The sequence below is a fragment of the Kushneria avicenniae genome (genome assembly GCF_900112585.1).
GTDB lineage: Bacteria > Pseudomonadota > Gammaproteobacteria > Pseudomonadales > Halomonadaceae > Kushneria > Kushneria avicenniae.
In genome coordinates, this window is the sequence record NZ_FOLY01000003.1 from 150,544 (window position 1) to 165,319 (window position 14,776).

At 62.1% G+C, this 14,776-nt stretch carries 12 protein-coding genes; 2 read left to right on the plus strand and 10 right to left on the minus strand.

All coding sequences use genetic code 11. From position 1 onward, the window contains the following. Window positions 1–125: 125 nt before the first annotated feature. From BM079_RS07115 to hemE, 8 genes are all read right to left on the minus strand, one after another. Window positions 126–2,183 (minus strand): methyl-accepting chemotaxis protein, encoded by a 2,058-nt coding sequence (locus BM079_RS07115; RefSeq protein WP_090132337.1) that lies wholly within the window; start codon window positions 2,181–2,183, stop codon window positions 126–128. Window positions 2,184–2,422: 239 nt separating this feature from the next. After that, window positions 2,423–4,255, minus strand: a complete 1,833-nt coding sequence (locus BM079_RS07120) for a methyl-accepting chemotaxis protein (protein WP_090132339.1) — start codon at window positions 4,253–4,255, stop codon at window positions 2,423–2,425. Between the two features lie 135 nt (window positions 4,256–4,390). Further along, window positions 4,391–5,119 (minus strand): amino acid ABC transporter ATP-binding protein, encoded by a 729-nt coding sequence (locus tag BM079_RS07125; protein WP_090133237.1) that lies wholly within the window; start codon window positions 5,117–5,119, stop codon window positions 4,391–4,393. Between the two features lie 101 nt (window positions 5,120–5,220). Next, the gene (locus tag BM079_RS07130; protein WP_090132341.1) at window positions 5,221–6,336 is read right to left on the minus strand and encodes an amino acid ABC transporter permease; all 1,116 of its coding nucleotides are present in this window, start codon (window positions 6,334–6,336) and stop codon (window positions 5,221–5,223) included. Window position 6,337: 1 nt separating this feature from the next. Continuing rightward, entirely contained in the window at window positions 6,338–7,531 is a 1,194-nt protein-coding gene (locus tag BM079_RS07135) for an amino acid ABC transporter permease (RefSeq protein WP_090132344.1), read from the minus strand. A gap of 83 nt (window positions 7,532–7,614) precedes the next feature. After that, a complete protein-coding gene (locus tag BM079_RS07140) occupies window positions 7,615–8,649 on the minus strand; it encodes an amino acid ABC transporter substrate-binding protein (protein ID WP_090133239.1) in 1,035 nt (344 codons plus the stop codon). A 236-nt stretch (window positions 8,650–8,885) separates the two neighbouring features. Then, window positions 8,886–9,389 carry a thiol-disulfide oxidoreductase DCC family protein gene (locus BM079_RS07145; RefSeq protein WP_175489630.1) on the minus strand — a complete coding sequence of 168 codons (504 nt, stop codon included), beginning with the start codon at window positions 9,387–9,389 and terminating at the stop codon, window positions 8,886–8,888. Further along, complete coding sequence (gene hemE, locus BM079_RS07150) at window positions 9,358–10,422, minus strand: uroporphyrinogen decarboxylase (protein ID WP_090132347.1); 1,065 nt, start codon at window positions 10,420–10,422, stop codon at window positions 9,358–9,360. Before hemE ends, BM079_RS07145 begins: the two co-directional genes overlap by 32 nt. A gap of 210 nt (window positions 10,423–10,632) precedes the next feature. On the opposite strand from hemE, the gene ribA reads away from it, so the two are divergent. Beyond that, window positions 10,633–11,265 carry a GTP cyclohydrolase II gene (ribA, locus tag BM079_RS07155; protein ID WP_090132350.1) on the plus strand — a complete coding sequence of 211 codons (633 nt, stop codon included), beginning with the start codon at window positions 10,633–10,635 and terminating at the stop codon, window positions 11,263–11,265. Between the two features lie 269 nt (window positions 11,266–11,534). Then, window positions 11,535–12,038 carry an acyl-CoA thioesterase gene (locus BM079_RS07160; RefSeq protein ID WP_090132352.1) on the plus strand — a complete coding sequence of 168 codons (504 nt, stop codon included), beginning with the start codon at window positions 11,535–11,537 and terminating at the stop codon, window positions 12,036–12,038. 18 nt (window positions 12,039–12,056) lie between these two features. On the opposite strand, the gene djlA is transcribed toward BM079_RS07160, so the two are convergent. Together djlA and dxs are read right to left on the minus strand one after the other, a co-directional pair. Next, entirely contained in the window at window positions 12,057–12,824 is a 768-nt protein-coding gene (gene djlA, locus BM079_RS07165; protein ID WP_090132354.1) for a co-chaperone DjlA, read from the minus strand. Window positions 12,825–12,855: 31 nt separating this feature from the next. Then, on the minus strand, window positions 12,856–14,754 hold the full coding sequence (gene dxs, locus BM079_RS07170; protein ID WP_090132356.1) for a 1-deoxy-D-xylulose-5-phosphate synthase: 1,899 nt from the start codon (window positions 14,752–14,754) through the stop codon (window positions 12,856–12,858). Window positions 14,755–14,776 lie beyond the last annotated feature (22 nt).

A 14,776-nucleotide genomic window follows, 5' to 3' on the forward strand; every position in this document is an offset into this window, starting at 1 on the left:
GCCCGCAAAACTTGATCTTGATCAAAAGTGGCCAGGGCGGGATGGGATTTAAGTCGTATCACGGAATACGAAAGGCCCTCGAACGCCTGAGCATTCGAGGGCCTCGAAAAGGGCGTTTTTCCTGATCAGGACATGGCGTGATCGCTCAGCCGGAATGCGCCCACCGTGGTCGCCAGCCGCTGCGCCTGCTGGCTCAGCGATTCGGCTGCCGCCGCCGACTGTTCGACCAGTGCGGCGTTCTGCTGGGTCATGTCATCAAGCTGGGTAATCGCCTGATTGACCTGGCCGATACCGGTGGACTGTTCGCCCGTGGCGCGGCTGAGTTCGTCAATCACCGTGCTGACCCGGCTGACCCGCTCGACAATTTCCCCCATCGCGTGGCTGGCAGCGTCGACCAGTTCGGCACCGCTGGTGGTCTCCCGGCTCGAGGTGGTAATCAGCGTCTTGATGTCGGTCGCCGCCTGGGCACTGCGGTTGGCCAGATTGCGCACTTCCTGGGCCACCACTGCAAAACCACGACCCTGCTCGCCGGCACGCGCTGCTTCTACAGACGCATTCAGCGCCAGCAGGTTGGTCTGGAAAGCAATGCCGTCGATCACGTCGACAATCGATTCGATCTTGCCCGACGTCTCGCGAATACGCGCCATGGTGGCGACCACGCCCTGCATCTGCTCGCCACCGCCGCGGGCCATACCGGCCGCCTCATGGGCCAGGCCGTTGGCTTCCTTCGTGGAGGTTGCCGAGTGCTCGACGGTGCTGGTCAACTCCTCCATGGCTGCGGCCGACTCTTCCAGATTGGCCGCCGTGGTCTCGGTACGTCGCGACAGGTCGTGACCACCGGCCGAGATCTCGGCCGCGGCCAGCTGTACCGAATGGCTGGAGTCACGGATATCGATCAGCACCGTCTCCATGCGATCCACAAACTGATTGAAGGCCGAGGCCAGCTGCGCCGGCTCATCGCGCCCTTCGATCGGCAGGCGCTGGGTCAGGTCGCCATCGCCGTTGGCAATCTGGCGCATCCGCTCGGCCAGATTTTTCAGCGGGCGGGCGATACGACGTCCGACCAGCCAGATGGCACCAAGGCCCAGCGCGCTGACCAGCAGCCCGACCAGCGCCATGGTCATCAGGGCATTACGCTGCTGATCGGCCAGCTCTTCCTGCAGGGCGTTAAAATCGGCATAGACAGCGCTTTTGGGCACGCGCAGCAGCAGCTGCCAGCGTGTCTGATCGCCAATACGCACCGGCAGTTGCAGACTCAGCTCCTCACCGGCGGTGGTCATGAGCGGCTTGTCACTGCCCTGAATCAGCTGACGCGCGGTACTGTCATCGAAGAACTGCCCGGCCGGCTTGCCCGGGCTTGCGGCATCGCCCGAATAGCCCACGATGGTGCCATTGGTCGACACCAGCGCCATGCTTCCGGCCCCCTTGTACAGCGCCTGGTTGGCGTCACCCAGCAGTCCCTGGATGAATTCAAGCGACAGATCCACCCCGGCGCTGCCGCGAAAGGTGCCATCGACCATGATCGGTACGTTGAATGAGGTCACCAGAATGGACTTGCCGTTGAAGTCATACGGCGCGGGATCAATGACGCAGGCATGGCCGGTCTCACGCGGACACAGGTAGTACTCACCCTCCCGGATACCGTTGGGCTGGGCGGACGTACTCTCCATGGTGTCACCCAGCCCCAGCACCTCGACGCTGCCGGTGTCGGTGCGATACCACCAGGGCATGAAGCGGCCGTTGTCGCCATACCCCAGTGCGGTCTGGCCCTGATAATCGGCGTCATTGTCAAAAGCGTTGGGCTCCCAGCCAATGAAGGCATCCAGCAGCTCGGGATTATCGATGACCCGTTGGCGCACAATGCGGGACATGTCCTGGCGATCAATCGAGATGGCCGCATCGCCATTGCTATCGCGCGCCATCAAGGCATTGGTGCGCGCCAGCTCGTTGGCCAGCTGCAGGGCTTTTTCAAGCTGACCGCTGATCTCACTGGCCTGTGCCCGGCCAAGCGCCTTCAAACGCGCCTCGACAGCCTCATTGAGCTGTTCTTCGGTGCGGCTGGCCGCCTCCTGCTGGGTGCGGGTCATGGCCATCAGCGAATACAGCACCAGCACGATCACAACGGCCAGCAGGCAGGCACCCGCCGTGACGGTGACAAAGTTACGAATGGATTTGAACTGCATCACGTTGACTCACCCTGTTGTCCGACCAGACTATCGACAGCCCACATGACCGCGACAGGCCGGAAAAGTGAAATGCGATAATATTTGTCGCTCCGGGAGCAGGGATTAACGACGCACCGGTGACAGACTTGAGCGCCCGCTTGTCCATCTTCAGCAAAAAACGGCCCGAAGGCCGTTTTTCCTGTCGTACTGAATGTCGTATTGAATGTCGTACTGAATGTCGTACTGAAAAGAGCCTGTCAGGTATGCGACCTGCCAAGCCGGAAAACACCGATGGTCTGCGACAGACGCTGCGCCTGCTGACTCAGTGATTCGGCTGCCGCCGCGGACTGTTCGACCAGTGCGGCATTCTGCTGGGTCATGTCATCAAGCTGGGTAATCGCCTGATTGACCTGGCCGATGCCGGTGGACTGTTCATTGGTCGCGCGGCTCAGCTCGTCGATGACGGTACTCACCCGTCCGACCCGCTCAACGATATCGCCCATCGCCTGACTGGCCGCCTGTATCAGCTCGGCGCCACTGGTGGTTTCACTGCTCGACGTGGTGATCAGGGCCTTGATGTCGGTGGCCGCCTGAGCGCTGCGGTTGGCCAGGTTACGCACTTCCTGCGCCACCACCGCAAAGCCTCGGCCGTGTTCGCCGGCACGGGCGGCTTCCACCGACGCGTTGAGTGCCAGCAGATTGGTCTGGAAGGCAATGCCATCAATGACATCGACAATGGACTCGATCCTGCCCGAGGTCTCGCGGATGCGGGCCATGGTGGCCACCACACTGCTCATCTGCTCGCCGCCACTGCGCGCCATGGTTGCAGCCTCATGGGCCAGACCGTTGGCCTCTTTTGTAGACGTCGCCGAATGCTCGACCGTACTGGTCAGCTCCTCCATGGCCGCCGCCGACTCTTCCAGATTGGCCGCGGTTGTCTCGGTCCGTCGAGAGAGATCATGGCTTCCCGAAGAGATCTCGCTGGCAGCATTATGGACCTGACTCGAGGCGTCTCGAATCTCGATCAGCGTGTCGTTCATGCGATCGGCAAAGGCATTGAAGGCCGTGGCAATGGCCGATATCTCGTCACGCCCCTCCACCGGCAGACGGCGGGTCAGATCGCCCTCTCCACCGGCGATGTTGTCCATCGCCTCACGTGCACGTCGCAGGCGCGCCAGTATCGGCTTGAGCGCCAGCCACAGCACCAGCGCCGCCACCAGGGTACTGATGACCAGTGCGATCAGCGTGGTATTGCGAATCGAGGCCAGCCCCGACAGGACCTCACCACGATCGAGCGCAATGTTGAGCTGCCAGTCCATTCCCGGAATGGGCGTGGCGGCCACCAGATAGTCACGCCCCTCGATACTGACACCGGTGAGCGAGTCACTCCTGCCCATCTCCATCAGCGCCGGGGCACTCAGCGCCGGAGACAGCTCGGTCGCAGGCTTGAGAATATGCTCTGATCGGGCATGCACAATCACCTTGCCGCTGGCATCGGTGATAAAGACAAAGCTTGAGGGCGTGGGGCGAATTTTCAGTATCTGTGCGTTGACCTGCTTCATCTCCGCATCCGCGGCGACCACTGCGCTGGCCCTTCCATTGACCATGACCGGTGTGGCAAAGGTCACCACCAGACCGTTGGAGGTGGCATCGATATAAGGTTCGGTCACAACCGTATGTCCCGCCGACGCCGCCTGCTGATACCAGTCCCGCTCGCTGGCCACGTAATCTGCTGGCGCCTCCCAGCCATCGGAAAAAAGGGTTCGTCCATCCTGCCAGGCCACATAGGTCGCCAGCAGACTGCCCGCTTCGTTGCCCTTGAGAAGCCCGGCCATCACATCGCCGTCATCCAGGCGATGACCGATCGATTCAACAATTTTACGGCGTGCATCGAACCACTGGGACATGGCGTCGGCACCGCCTTCTCCAAGGACCCGGGCGCTCTGATGGGCGGTCTGAAGCTGGGCATGACGGCTGGCGATATAGATCGTGGCACCGGTGGCTGCCAGCGCGATCACCAGCAGAGCAATACAGATCAATTGAATACGAGTACCGATGGAGCGCTGCATCGCGGGAATATCTCGAGTCATGAGTGGACAGGGTCGGGGAAGGATTATCGACACGAGCCCCCTGCAGCTTGAGGACCATGACGGCTCTCGGGCACGACACAAAAAAACCGATCGCGATATCTGTCACGATCGGCTGGAGCGACGCCACCATAAGCCTCAGTGCCCGAGGATCTGGCCCAGAAATTCACGAGTACGTGATGAGCGCGGCGCGTTGAAAAAGGTCTCCGGCGGGGCGGCTTCCACGATCTGCCCTTCGTCCATGAAGATCACTCGATCCGCCACGGTCTTGGCAAAGCCCATCTCATGGGTGACACAGAGCATGGTCATGCCCTCGTTGGCCAGCTCGACCATGACGTCAAGTACCTCCTTGATCATCTCCGGGTCCAGCGCCGAGGTCGGCTCATCAAAGAGCATCACCGCCGGATGCATGCACAGCGCCCGCGCGATCGCCACACGCTGCTGCTGCCCGCCGGAAAGCTGCCCCGGATACTTGTGCGCCTGGTTGGCAATCCGCACCCGCTCCAGATACTCCATCGCGCTTTTTTCGGCCTCGCGGCGCGGCTTCTTTTGTACCCAGATCGGAGAGAGACAGCAGTTTTCCAGTACCGTCAGATGCGGAAAGAGATTGAAATGCTGAAACACCATGCCGACGTTGCGCCGGATCTGCTCGATGCGTTTGACATCGTTGGTCATGGGAATCCCGTTGACCACGATCTCGCCCTGCTGATGCGCCTCCAGATGGTTGATGCAACGAATCAGGGTCGACTTGCCCGATCCCGAAGGCCCACAGATAACGATGCGTTCGCCACGGGCCACCCTCAGATCAATATCGCGCAGGACATGAAAGTCCCCATACCATTTGTTCAGCCGCGATATCTCTACCATGGAGGTGACTTCCCCGGCGGTAGCAGCCCCTTGCTGGCGATCGTTCATGACAGACACTCCCGAACCACGACACTCCCGTGCCGTGGTGATGATGATGGTTGTTAGCGCTGATAGCCCTTGTCGAGACGGCGCTCGAGGATCTGGCTGTAGCGCGACATGCCAAAACAGAACACCCAGAACACCAGAGCCGCGAAGACATAGCCCTCGGTGGCAAAGCCCAGCCAGGCACTGTCGGTCAGCCCTGCCTGAATGATGGAAAGCACATCGAAAAGGCCGATGATCAACACCAGCGAGGTATCCTTGAACAGGGCAATGAACGTATTGACGATGCCCGGAATCACCAGCCTGAGCGCCTGGGGCAGAATGATCAGACGCATCCGCAGCCAATACCCCAGCCCCAGCGCGGCACCGGCCTCGCTCTGCCCCTTGTCGATGGCCTGTAGCCCGCTGCGGACAACTTCCGCCATATAGGCGCTCCAGAACAGCATGATGCCGATCAGCGCGCGCAGCAGCTTGTCGAACTCCACATTGGCCGGTACGAACAGCGGCAGCATCACCGATGACATGAACAGCACCGTAATCAACGGCACGCCGCGCCAGAACTCGATGAAGATCACACACATGGCCCGCACCAGCGGCATTTCCGAACGCCGCCCCAGGGCCAGTACCACACCGAGCGGCAATGAGCCCACGATGCCGACGGCTGCAATGGTCAGGGTCAGCATCAGCCCGCCCCAGGCACGGGTCGGTACATGGGGCAGCCCGAACAGGCCGCCCAGCAACAGCACCCAGGCCACGATCGGCAAGACGACCAGTCCCAGCAGCGCCGCGATCTTCTTTGCCGGCAACCGGGGGATCACCAGCCAGGCGATCAGCATGAAAAAGAGTGCCAGCACGATATCCACCCGCCAGCGCTCGGCCATTGGATAGAAGCCATAGACAATCTGGCTCCAGCGCGTCGAAATGAACACCCAGCAGGCGCCTTCTCCGCTGCAGTCGGCACGCGAACTGCCTGTCCAGTCGGCCTCGATCAGGGCCCAGTCGATAACCGGCCAGATCAGACGCACGATCAACAGCAGCGTCACCAGCGATACCACACTGTTGACCGGCCCTGAAAAAAGCCGCGTGCGTAGCCAGGACACCATGCCTCCCTGAGGCGTGGGCGGGGGACGTGACGCAATGAGCGTCTCGTTGGTATCGCGTGAAATGGCTGCCATCTCAACGCTCCTTGAGCGACATGCGCGCGTTGTAGAGATTCATGAGCGCCGACACGATCAGCGATATGCTCAGATACACCGCCATCGTCATGGTCATGACCTCGATGGCCTGGCCGGTCTGGTTGAGCGTGGTGCCGGCAAACACCGCCACCAGATCGGGATAGCCGATGGCCGTGGCCAGTGAGGAATTCTTGATCAGATTGAGATACTGACTGGTCACCTGCGGCACCATGACCCGCATCGCCTGAGGAATGATGACTCGGCGCAGGGTCAGCCCTCCGGGCAGCGACAGCGAGCGTGCCGCCTCGGTCTGGCCACGCGGCACCGACTGGATGCCCGAACGCACGATCTCGGCAATGAAGGCGGCCGTGTAGATCGACAGCGCCATCCACAGTGCCACCAGCTCAGGCAACACCTGCATGCCGCCGCGAAAGTTGAAACCGGCAAGCTCGGGTACCGACCACGCAAGCGGAGCGCCGGTCAGCCAGAACACCAGCGCCGGCAGGCCGATCAATAGTGCAAGGCTCAAGGGCAGCACCGGCCAGCGCCGGCCCGTTGCCGCCTGATGCCGGCGCGCGATCACAACCAGCAGGATCGTCCCCACGACCGCAACAACCAGCGCCAGCGGGGTGGCCATGAAACCGGGCTGTAGCTCGGGTGCCGGCATGATCAGCCCGCGCACGTTGAGAAAAAAACCGTCCAGCAGCGAAAGGCTCTGGCGCGGTGATGGTAGCGACCGCAGTACCGCGAAGTACCAGAACAGGATCTGTAGCAGCAGTGGGATGTTGCGAAAGATCTCGACATAGGCGCCGGCCAGCCGAGCCAGCAGCCAGTTGGGCGACAGGCGCGCCAGCCCGACCAGAAAACCGATGATTGTGGCGGCGACAATCCCGAGCGCAGAAACCAGCAGCGTATTGAACAGTCCGACCAGGAAGGTACGCCCGTAGGTGCTGGCGTTGCTGGAGTAATCAATCAGGGTCTGAGAGATCGAAAAGCCGGCCCGATAATCGAGAAAATCGAAGCCGGTGCGAATGCCCCTGGCCTCCAGGTTCGCCATGGTGTTGTGCACCAGAAAGGCAATAATGCCCAGCACTGTCGCCAGCAGCAGGACCTGAAAGACAAGAGAGCGTACCGCCGGGTCACGCCACAGCGGACCACGACCGCGACGCGGGATGGAAATGGAGGGGCGCAACATGGCTATGAGTCTCCAGCCGTTGATTCGGTCTGTTCCGTTCAGAGGACAAGCGCCGCGCCGTCAGGCGCGGCGAGTACCGATGATCAACGTACCGGCATACCGTATTGCAGCCCGCCATCGCTCCACAGCGCATTGGGCCCCCGCTCGAGCTCGAGCGGCGAATCTGCCCCCACGTTACGCTCAAAGAGTTCGCCGTAATTGCCGACCTGCTTGATGATGTTGTAGGCCCAGTCGTTGGACAGCCCCATCTGCTCGCCAAAGTTGCCGTCCTTGCCCAGCAAACGTGCATCATCGGGCGTTTTCGGGCTGTCACGCATCTGATCGACGTTATCACTGGTAATCCCGGACTCTTCGGCATCAAGCAGGGCGTACAGGGTCCAGCGCACCACCTTCATCCACTGCTCGTCGCCCTGGCGCACGACCGGCCCCAGCGGCTCCTTGGAGATACGCTCCGGCAGAATGACCACGCTGTCGGGATCGGAAAGCTGCAGGCGCAGCGCCGCCAGCTGAGAGGAGTCGGAGGTCAGGACATCACAGCGTCCGCTGTCAAAGCCCGCAGCCGTCTGATCGGACTCATCAAAACTGACCGCGTTGTAGGCCATGTCATTGGCGCGGAAGTAATCGGCCAGATTGAGTTCGGTCGTGGTGCCGGCCGCCACACAGACCGAGGCACCGTCAAGCTCCTTCGCGCTCGAGATGCCCAGATCCTTGCGTACCATCATGCCCTGGCCGTCATAGAAGGTGACGCCGGCGAAGGTCAGCCCCATCGAATTATCGCGTGAGGCGGTCCAGGTCGTATTGCGCGACAGCAGATCAACCTCACCGGACTGCAGCGCGGTGAAGCGCTCCTTGGCCGTCAGGGGCGCAAAGGTCACCTTGCTCGGATCTCCCAGAACCGCAGCGGCCACCGCCCGGCAAAAATCCACATCAATGCCCTGCCACTGCCCTTTCGAATCCGGCGAGGAAAATCCGGCCAGCCCATCGCTGACCCCGCAGCGCAGCTGACCGCGGCTTTTCACCTCATCCAGCGTGGCCCCGAACGAGGTCGATGGCAGCATCGTGGCGAGCAGGAGCAGCCCCGATGTGGCGCCCCATGCCCACGGTCTTTTTATTGTCATGTTCATTACAACACTCCGGGTTGTTGAATGATGCGACGCGAGCACACAGGCCCGCGACGTCCATACGGTGTTGCAAGGAGCGTTCCAGAATGCGCAAAAACAGCGTCAGAGCGCTGTTTTTGAAGGGAAAGGGAATATTGTCAAAACGCTCTGGCATCAGCCGGGCGACCGGCCCGGTGGCCGTGATGTTCCACAATGGCCCCCGGGGCTTTGGCCCTGCACCATGACAGCGCCGATCAGGCGTCTGCCAGTGAGGCCGGCAGGGAAAGACGAGCACACTGCGCCTGGCTCAGTGTCTCCAGAAGCCGGTATTGAACGGCGCCGCCCATGCCGGGGTCGCTGGCCAGCCGTTTACGATAGCGCCCCACCAGCTGATAGAGGCCATCACGCAGCGGTGTCGGCACCCAGCGCAGACCGGCCGCCGCTGACCAGGGCGCCTTCAGCGACTGTGCCGTGCGCCAGAGCCCATCGCTGTCGCGATAAAGGGCGCCGTCACGGATCAGCCACATGCTGTCCAGATCCTCGGCGTCCTCGCCGAAGTGCTCGCCCAGCCGATGCCCCAGCGCGGACTGCAGGGTCACCAGGGCGGTGACCGGCCGGGCCTCATGGGCAAGGATAAAATGCACCGACCGGCGACACAGCGGACAGTCACCATCAAAGACCACCAGCTGACCCGGCCTATCCGGGGTCGCTGGTGGTGTTGCGGCGTTATTCGCGATGGTATTGGGGGCTGAGTTCATGTAACGCCTCGATGAAGGCCTGCACGTTCTCGATCGGGGTGAACTGGGAAATGCCATGGCCCAGATTGAACACGTGGCCGTTGCCCGGACCAAAGCTTTCCAGAATGCGCGCCACCTCATCGCGAATGACCTGCGGCGAGCCGAACAGCGCCGACGGATCGAGATTGCCCTGCAGCGCGACCTTGCTCCCTACCCGGGCACGGGCGTCGCTCATTTCGGTGGTCCAGTCCAGTCCGACGCCGTCAGCACCGATGTCAGCGATGCTTTCCAGCCACTGACCGCCGTTTTTGGTAAAGACGATCACCGGCACGCGGCGGCCGTCGTGCTCGCGGATCAGACCGCGCACGATCTTTTCCATGTAGGCCAGCGAAAAGGCCTTGTAGGCCGGCGTGGACAGCGCCCCACCCCAGGTGTCAAAAATCTGCACGGCCTGAGCACCGGCACGAATCTGGGCATTGAGATAGTCGGTGACGGCGGTGGCCAGGGTATCGAGCAGTTGATGCAGCGCCGCCGGATCGCCGTAAAGCAGCCCCTTGACGTGGCGAAAGTCCTTGCTGGGACCGCCTTCCACCATGTAGGTGGCCAGCGTCCAGGGACTGCCCGAAAAGCCGATCAGCGGCACGCGGCCGTTGAGCTCACGCCGGATCGTGGAGACAGCGTTCATGACGTAGTCGAGATCGCGATCGGCATCGGGCGCCTTGAGGGCGTTGATGGCTGCCGCGTCGCGAACCGGGCGCTTGAACATCGGCCCTTCGCCCGGCTCGAAGTAGAGCCCCAGATCCATCGCATCAGGGATGGTAAGGATATCCGAGAACAGGATGGCCGCATCCAGATCAAAGCGCTCCAGCGGCTGCAGAGTCACCTCGCAGGCCATGTCCCGATTGCGACACAGGTCCATGAAACTGCCCGCCTGCTTGCGGACCCTGAGATATTCAGGCAGATAACGGCCGGCCTGACGCATCATCCAGACCGGCGTGCGGTCGACGTCCTGGCGCGCCAGAGCGCGCAAAAAGCGATCATTTTCAAGAGTCATGCAGACAAGATCATCCGGCGAAAAAATGTTGTTCCATTGTAGCGTAGACAGTACGGCTGCAGGAGGGACCATCATGGTGCAATATGATTGATTGCATTTCGCTGCAGGCGCAGGCAGGACGCCGCGCCGCACGTATAGATAAATGCAACCTGCCCTGCCAGGATAATCTTCAGAAGCCGGGACGGCTTATCAATATTTCATGAGGTTACCGTGACGATCAGATATATCGCCAGCTCTCGTCTGCCCATGCCCTGGGCCACGTTTACCATGCATGGCTTCGAAGATGACGAGACCGGCAAGGATCATGTTGTCCTCACGCTGGGCGATGTGGCCGATGGCGAGCCCGTACTCGCGCGGGTGCATTCCGAGTGCCTGACCGGTGACGCGCTCTTTTCGATGCGCTGTGACTGCGGCTATCAGCTCCAGACTGCCCTCAAACGCATTGCCGAAGAGGGCCGCGGCGCCCTGCTGTATCTGCGTCAGGAAGGCCGCGGCATCGGGCTCATGAACAAGATTCGCGCCTATCACCTGCAGGATGGCGGGGCCGATACGGTCGAGGCCAATGAGGCGCTCGGCTTTGAAGCCGACATGCGCCGCTACGACATCTGTATTCCAATGCTGGAACAGCTGGGCATCACCCGGCTGCGGCTGATGACCAATAACCCGCGCAAGGTTCTCGCCCTGCAAAACGCCGGTATCGAAATCAGTGAGCGCGTGCCGCTGACGACCGGCCTCAACGCCCACAACGAGCAGTATCTGTCGACCAAGGCCGGCAAACTCGGCCACATGATGGCACTTGATCAGTTCGAACCCGCCAGCGACGTCGACCGTGAACGCCCCTGAACCGGGTTTGAGACACACCCCCACAGGTTCAATCAGCACATACAGCCATGGATAGCGTACGGTGGGTGGCTCGAGTCCTGCGCCCTCACCGCCATGACACTCTGCAAGCCATGACGCTCTGCGATATGTCGCTTCGCGATGGATGAATGACGAACGCTATGCTCTCGGACGCCTCTGCCATGACGATAGCGCCCGCAGTCGGGCAGGGATGAGGTATGCTCGACCCCCAGGGTTCGATCATGACAACACGATAAGAAGCGAGAGAGGGAATGGATACACCGCGCCACCAGATCACCATGACCGTGCTGATGACGCCGAACATGGCCAACTTTTCCGGCAAGGTTCATGGCGGCACGCTGCTGAAATATCTTGATGAGGTGGCCTACGCCTGCGCCAGCCGCTGGGCCGGGCAGTACGTGGTAACCCTGTCGGTGGATCAGGTCATGTTCCGCCAGCCCATCCATGTCGGCGAGCTGGTCACCTTTCTGGGCTCGGTCAACTACACCGGACGCTCCTCGATGGAGATCGGCATCAAGGTCATCGCCGAAGACATTCGCGCCGGCGTGGTCCGCCATACCAACAGCTGCTACTTCACCATGGTAGCGGTCGGCGATGACGGGGCGTCAGTAGAGGTGCCCCAGCTTGAGCCGGCAACCGACGTCGAGCGCCAGCGCTTTGAGTCGGGCCTGAGACGACGCGAGTTGCGCCGGGAAATGGAACAGCGCTTTCACGATATTCGACACGGTGAAAGCGCTGGTCAGGCGAGTACCTGAAGCGCGCGGCGGCCGGGTTCAGCCCTGGCCGCGAGCCTGCTGGATACGCTCGTAGGCGTTGCTGATCTCGCTGGTACGCTGTTCGGCCATGCGGCGCATGCTGTCAGGCATCCCCTTGCCGGCCAGCTTGTCGGGATGGTTCTGACTCATCAGCTTGCGATAGGCCCGCTTGATCTCGGCATCCGTGGCCTCGGACGACACGCCCAGCACCTGGTAGGCATCCTCCAGCGGCTGGGCGCTCTCCTGGGTGCCACCGCCGCTGGCAGCAGCGTTGAGCATCGCCTCGAGACGCGAGATCTCCTCCTGTGAACAGCCCAGTCCGCGGGCCACGCGCATCAGCATGTCGCGCTCGGACTGCTCGACCCGGCCGTCGGCGGCCATCGCCACCAGCTGCACCTGGAAAAAGACCTGTAACAGCCCGCGCTGCGCGCCGACGATCTGGCGCAGCCCGGCAAGTTCGGCATCAAGATCAAAGCCCGTTTGCTGGCCGCGCTCGAAATCGGCGCGCGCCTGCGTGCGCTGAGCGTCGTTGAGATTGAGCCGATCAAACACCGCCTCGGCACTGCGGCGCTCATGTTCGGAGACCTCGCCATCGGCCCGGCTCATGGCCCCCATGACCGAGAAGGTGGCCGAGAGAAAACGGGTCTGGCGCTCGGCCAGCTTCCCGATCAGTTTGGCGCGCAGCCAGCGCACCAGCGCGTAGCCCAGTACGCCGCCGATCAGCAGTCCCGGTAGTCGGCCGATGGCGTAGCCGATCATGGCGGCAATGAAGATAACAATCAGCATGAGACGGTTCTTTTTTGATGAATGAAGAGCGTTAGCGGCTCAGGCGGCGCCGAATCGAGGCCTCGATGCCCTCACTGTCCAGACCGCATTCGGCCAGCAGTTCGCCCGGCGTGCCGTGCTCGATAAAATGATCGGGAATGCCCAGATGCAGCAGTGACGTGCGCACATCGGAAGCCGCCAGCAGCTCGCCCACGCCGCTGCCTGCGCCGCCGGCAATCACATTTTCCTCGATCGTCACCACCAGTCCGTGATCGCCCGCCGCCTTGAGAATGGCCTCGCTGTCCAGCGGCTTCACAAAGCGCATGTCATAGACCGTGGCATCAAGACGCTCGGCGACTTCCAGCGCCTGCGTCAGCAGGCTGCCAAAGACCAGCAGCGCCACGCCCTGCTCCCCCCTTTGACCTTCGCGACGCAGGTCGGCGCGGCCGATTTCAAGCGGCTCAAGCCCCGGCTCGAAGGCCGTGCCCGGCCCTGTTCCGCGCGGATAACGCACCGCCGCGGGCCCCTCGTACTGATAGGCCGTGGTCAGCATGCGATAGCACTCGCGCTCATCACTGGGCGCCATGACCACCATACCCGGCACGCAGCGCAGATAGGTGAGATCCAGCGTGCCGTGGTGGGTGGCACCGTCTTCCCCTACCAGACCGGCCCGGTCAATGGCAAAGGTCACATCCAGCCCCTGCACCGCAACATCATGCACCAGTTGATCGTAGCCACGCTGAAGGAAAGTGGAATAGATCGCCACGACCGGCTTGACGTCTTCACAGGCCATGCCGGCGGCCAGCGTCACCGCGTGCTGCTCGGCGATCGCCACGTCGTAGTAGCGCTCCGGATACTCTTTCGAGAAGCGAATCATGTCGGAGCCTTCACGCATGGCCGGCGTGATGCCGACCAGACGCGGGTCGTGGCTGGCGGTATCGCACAGCCACTGGCCGAAGACGTTGCAGAACTTGAACTTCTTCGGCGCCGGCACCGCCGGTGTCTCGACCTTGTCCTTTTCGAGCTTGGTGATGGCGTGATAGCCGATCGGGTCACCCTCGGCAGGCTCAAAGCCCTTGCCCTTGCGGGTAACGATATGCAGAAACTGCGGCCCCTTGCGGTTCTTGAGATCGCGCAGGGTGCGAATCAGAAGCGGCAGATCATGTCCGTCGATGGGGCCGACATAGTTGAAGCCCATCTCTTCAAAGAGCGTGGCCGGCGTCAGCATGCCCTTGACGTGCTCCTCGGTGCGCCGAGCGATATCGAGTGCGCCCGGCAGGTGCGAGAGCACTCGCTTGCTGCCCTCGCGCGCGGCCACATAGGGGCCGCTGTTGAGAATGCGCGCCAGATAGGTGGCCATGCCGCCGACGTTTTCCGAAATCGACATCTCGTTGTCATTGAGCACCACCAGCATGTTGGCATCGACATGACCGGCATGCGCCAGCGCCTCGAATGCCATGCCGGCAGTCAGGGCGCCGTCGCCGATGACCGCGCACACCCGCCGGTTATCGCCGCGGGTGCGCGCCGCCAGCGCCATGCCCAGCGCAGCCGAGATGGAGGTGCTGGAGTGGCCGACGCCGAAGGTGTCATAGGGGGACTCCTCGCGGCGCGGAAACGCCGCCAGCCCCTGATAGCGGCGCATGGAGTCCATCGCTTCGCGCCGACCGGTGAGAATCTTGTGCGGATAGGTCTGATGCCCCACGTCCCAGACCAGCCGGTCGTGCGGGGTGTTGTACTGCTGATGCAGCGCGATGGTCAGCTCGATGACCCCGAGGCCGGCACCAAAATGCCCGCCCGTGCACCCGACGCTGTAGAGCAGATAGGCCCTGAGCTCGTCGGCCAGACGCAGGAGCTGCTGCTCGTCGAGACTGCGCAGGTCCGAAGGCGCCTCGATACGATCGAGCAACGGGGTGGCCGGTCTTTTTGTGGGAATGTCGTCAAACAGCTTCATAGCGCCTCAATGGCCTATCAGG